General features: G+C 55.7%; 4 protein-coding genes. 3 read left to right on the top strand and 1 reads right to left on the bottom strand.

What is annotated here, in order from left to right; translation table 11 throughout:
* The first annotated feature begins 188 nt into the window (after positions 1 to 188).
* Together ACESMB_RS08585 and ACESMB_RS08580 are read left to right on the top strand one after the other, a co-directional pair.
* Positions 189 to 1,166, top strand: coding sequence for a DnaJ C-terminal domain-containing protein (locus ACESMB_RS08585; protein WP_372971333.1), 978 nt, complete (start codon positions 189 to 191; stop codon positions 1,164 to 1,166).
* Between the two features lie 12 nt (positions 1,167 to 1,178).
* Positions 1,179 to 1,523, top strand: coding sequence for a chaperone modulator CbpM (locus tag ACESMB_RS08580; protein WP_372971332.1), 345 nt, complete (start codon positions 1,179 to 1,181; stop codon positions 1,521 to 1,523).
* Positions 1,524 to 1,656: 133 nt separating this feature from the next.
* Here ACESMB_RS08580 and ACESMB_RS08575 read toward each other — a convergent pair whose 3' ends face one another.
* Positions 1,657 to 1,827: a DUF6435 family protein gene (locus ACESMB_RS08575; RefSeq protein ID WP_372971331.1), complete on the bottom strand. Its 171-nt coding sequence runs from the start codon at positions 1,825 to 1,827 to the stop codon at positions 1,657 to 1,659.
* 202 nt (positions 1,828 to 2,029) lie between these two features.
* Between ACESMB_RS08575 and ACESMB_RS08570 the strand changes: the two genes are divergently transcribed.
* Entirely contained in the window at positions 2,030 to 3,514 is a 1,485-nt protein-coding gene (locus ACESMB_RS08570; RefSeq protein ID WP_372971330.1) for a DUF5666 domain-containing protein, read from the top strand.
* The last annotated feature ends 77 nt before the right edge of the window (positions 3,515 to 3,591 follow it).

Genomic DNA, 3,591 nt, shown 5'->3' with positions numbered 1-3,591 from the left:
TGCTCCGCCTTTGCGTTAGCCGCTGTGCTGACAGGCTAGGGTCAGGACATCAGGCAGACTCCGCTCTACGAACTGATACGCATCAATTCTGATACACCCACACCTTGTAATTTTCACTTCCTCATCAAATATAGTGTTAGTGACCGGGCAAACATTGCCCAGTAATCTGAACAGGTGTGAGGAGCAGAATGGACTTCAAAGACTATTACGCCGTGCTCGGTGTGAGCGAGTCTGCCTCCCCCGAGGAGATCAAGAAGGCCTACCGCAAGCTGGCCCGGAAATATCATCCGGATGTCAGTAAGGAAGAGGACGCCGATGAAAAATTCAAAGACGTCGGCGAGGCCTACGAAGTACTGAAAGATCCGGAAAAGCGCGCCGAATACGACGAGCTCAAGAAGTACGGCGCCCGGAAAGACGGCTCCTTCGAGCCGCCTCCCGGTTGGGAGAGTGCCTCCGGCTTTGGCGGTGGTGGTTATACCGAGGCCGATGCGCGGCAATTCAGTGACTTTTTCGAGGAAATCTTCGGTGGTGGCCGGCGCGCCGGCGGCGGGCCCGGGTTTGGTGGTGGCTTCGGTGGCCAGCGCCACTCCATGCGCATGCGCGGCGAAGATGTGCACGCCAAACTGGCACTGTTCCTGGAAGAGGCGTTCCATGGCTGCGAGAAGCAGGTGTCGTTCAACGTTCAGGAGCCCGACGCTCAGGGCCGCGTTATGCAACGCAAGAAGACCCTGAACGTGAAAATACCCGCCGGCATGAAAGAAGGTCAGCATATTCGCCTGAAAGGCCAGGGCGCCCCCGGCGTTGGTGGTGCGGAAAACGGGGATCTGTTTATCGAAGTGGAATACGCCCCGCACCCCCTGTTCACGGTGGAAGGCAAGGATATACTGGTCACAGTGCCCATCGCGCCCTGGGAAGCGGCCCTTGGCGCTTCGGTCACGGTGCCCACTGTGGGCTCGAAGGTGAATGTGAAAGTACCCAAGGGCTCTTCCAGTGGCCGCAAGCTGCGGCTTAAAGGCAAAGGCCTGCCCGGTAAGCATCCTGGCGACCAGCTGGTGCTGCTGCAGATCGTAATGCCTGAACGCCACAGCGACGAAGCCGAGGAGCTGTACAAGCAGCTGGCCGAGGCCGAAAAAGGGTTCAATCCACGCAGCAAACTGCACGTGTGAGCGGGGTGAAGGATGACTGATAAAGACCGGATTCTGAGCGTCGAACTGGTGGAACCCACCGCTACATTCACCTTGCGGGAAATCTGCGAGCGTGGGGACTGCCATGCCGAGTTCGTGATCAAACTGGTGAACTACGGTGTCATTGCTCCGGTGGAAGAGTCACCGGAGACACGGAGGTGGCAGTTTGATCTCGATGCCCTGGCCCGCTTGCGAAAGGCCCAGCGTTTGCAACGCGACCTGAAAATGAACCTGCCTGGCCTAGCCATGTCTCTGGAGCTTCTCGATGAAGTCCATGAAATGCGGCGTGAAGTCGATCGATTAAATCGGCAGCTAAGGCAGTTTCTGGGGGACTCCTAGTCCCGGTCCGGCTGGTACCCCCTGTTCAAAACACGCCGGTAAATACGTCCCTGTAGGGCTCGGTCGCGCCATCCCTGGCGCACCACGGTTTTGAACAGGGGTACCAGCCGGACCTCCCTCCAAACTCGGAAACCTACTCCTTGCCAATCTTCTGCAATTCCGCGTAGATCTTCTCAGCTTCTTCCATCAGTGTGCCGTGAGTGCGCAAGTCGCCGTTGCGTTGGGCGTGCAGCGCCTTCTGCAGCTTGGCCTCGTACTCTTTCTGCAGCTTTTTCTTCGGATCGTTCTTCAAAAATCCCAGCATTTTTTTCCCCTGTTTTCATATGTCTGTTCAGTAGCTTACGCCCATAGAGCTGGAAAGTTCACAAAATCTTCATGTGTAAAAACTGGACAACCCATAAAAATGGGAATAAGTTCCCAAATATAGATTTGGGAAATAAATCCCAAAACAATCTGGCCGATCCCGGAACGGCGTCGGCTTTGAGCAAACCAGAAGGAGCAGAACGATGAAGCGTAATCCTTTAGCAAAAGCGATAAAGCTCGCCATGACAGGCGTGGTAGCCGGTTCATTGGCTGCGTGTGGTGGAGGGGGGTCCAGTAGTTCCTCGGCAGACGGGTCTTCCGGCACCAGTGTTGGGGCGGTTACCGGTTTTGGCAGTGTTTTTGTCAACGGCACCAAGTTTGAGACCAATGGCAGCGTCGACAGTGATGATGGCATTGCCCGGGAAGATCAGCTGGAGAAAGGGATGATCCTGCAGATTAAGGGTGACTGGGATGACCGTGGCGAGGGCCGGGCAGACCGGGTCAGCTACGACGATACCCTGAGGGGAGCACTTTCGGGGTTTACCTGGGTAGATGAAGCCGCAGGTACCGGTACTCTGACACTGTTGGGCCAAACCATCAGTTTCGATGGCCGCACGGTTTTCCGGGGTGCCAGTCCCGCTGATATCCAGCAGGATCCACAGAAATATCGGGTCCGGGTTAGCGCTTGGCGTTTGGAAGATGGCAGCTTCCGCGCCAGCTTTGTGGGTGCCCGCGCTGAGGGTGTGGATTTTGACGACGACAACGAAGTCGAGATTGAAGGAGTTGTCGCCAATCTGGACACCGATGCCGAGACCTTCACCATCAACGACTTCCTGATCGATTACACCAGCGCCGTCGGAGAAGACGATTTCTCCCTTGATGACCTGGCGGATGGCATTGTAGTAGAAGTCGAAGGCAGCCTGGAAAGCGGAAGAATTGTCGCTGACGAGATCGAAGGTGAGGACGACTGGTTCGACGAGAACGACGATGTGGAAGTATCAGGCACCATCTACGATTACGACGACGCCAATCGACGGTTTTCAATCAGTGGTGTGACCATTCAGATCAACGGCAACACCGAATTCGATGATATTCGCGAAAGTGACCTGGCCGACGGATTCTTCGTGGAGGTTGAAGGTGAATTCCGCAATGGCGTACTGGTGGCGGAAGAAATCGAAGGCCAGGATTCCGACGCCGAAGTTGAAGGCAAGATCGAGTCAATTGATCTGTCCAGCGAGTCCATGGTTGTCGCGGGTGTCGCTGTGAAGCTGACTGCCAGCACGCTGATCGAGGACGATGACGATGACGATGACCGCCGCAACCGCGTTCAGGATCTGGAAGGCCTGCAGGTAGGTGATTTCCTGGAAGTGGAAGGACGTCAGCGCAGCCAAGATGGCGGATTCCTGGAAGCCATCAGTATCGAGCGTGAAGACGATGATGAAGGCGATGATTATGAACTCGAGGGAAGAGTCAGCGACCTGAGTCCGAATTCCATCACCATCATGAATCTTGAGGTCCTGCGTAACGACTACAGCATATCCGGCGCCGAGGTGGGCGATGAAGTGGAGATCGAATATCGCTCGACCGAAGGTGGTCAGTACGAGCTGGTGTCGAATGTCGAGGTCGAAGATGATGACGGCGATGACAACGATGATGATCGTGACGATGACGATGATTCGGATGATTGACCGGTGAACTGCCAGGCCAGGTTGGTAAACGCCGACCTGGCCTGGCTTTTAACGTCGCTATGGGAATACAATCCCAA

This window comes from Marinobacter sp. (assembly GCF_041686475.1).
Classification (GTDB): domain Bacteria; phylum Pseudomonadota; class Gammaproteobacteria; order Pseudomonadales; family Oleiphilaceae; genus Marinobacter.
Note: the sequence above shows the minus strand (reverse complement) of the source record. Positions and strands in the feature narration are given on the sequence as shown.

Bases quoted from the DNA above. Each gene is read 5' to 3' on its own strand.
- ACESMB_RS08570 (WP_372971330.1), top strand. From the start codon at position 2,030: ATGAAGCGTAATCCTTTAGCAAAAGCGATAAAGCTCGCCATGACAGGC.
- ACESMB_RS08575 (WP_372971331.1), bottom strand. From the start codon at position 1,827: ATGCTGGGATTTTTGAAGAACGATCCGAAGAAAAAGCTGCAGAAAGAG.
- ACESMB_RS08585 (WP_372971333.1), top strand. From the start codon at position 189: ATGGACTTCAAAGACTATTACGCCGTGCTCGGTGTGAGCGAGTCTGCC.
- ACESMB_RS08580 (WP_372971332.1), top strand. From the start codon at position 1,179: ATGACTGATAAAGACCGGATTCTGAGCGTCGAACTGGTGGAACCCACC.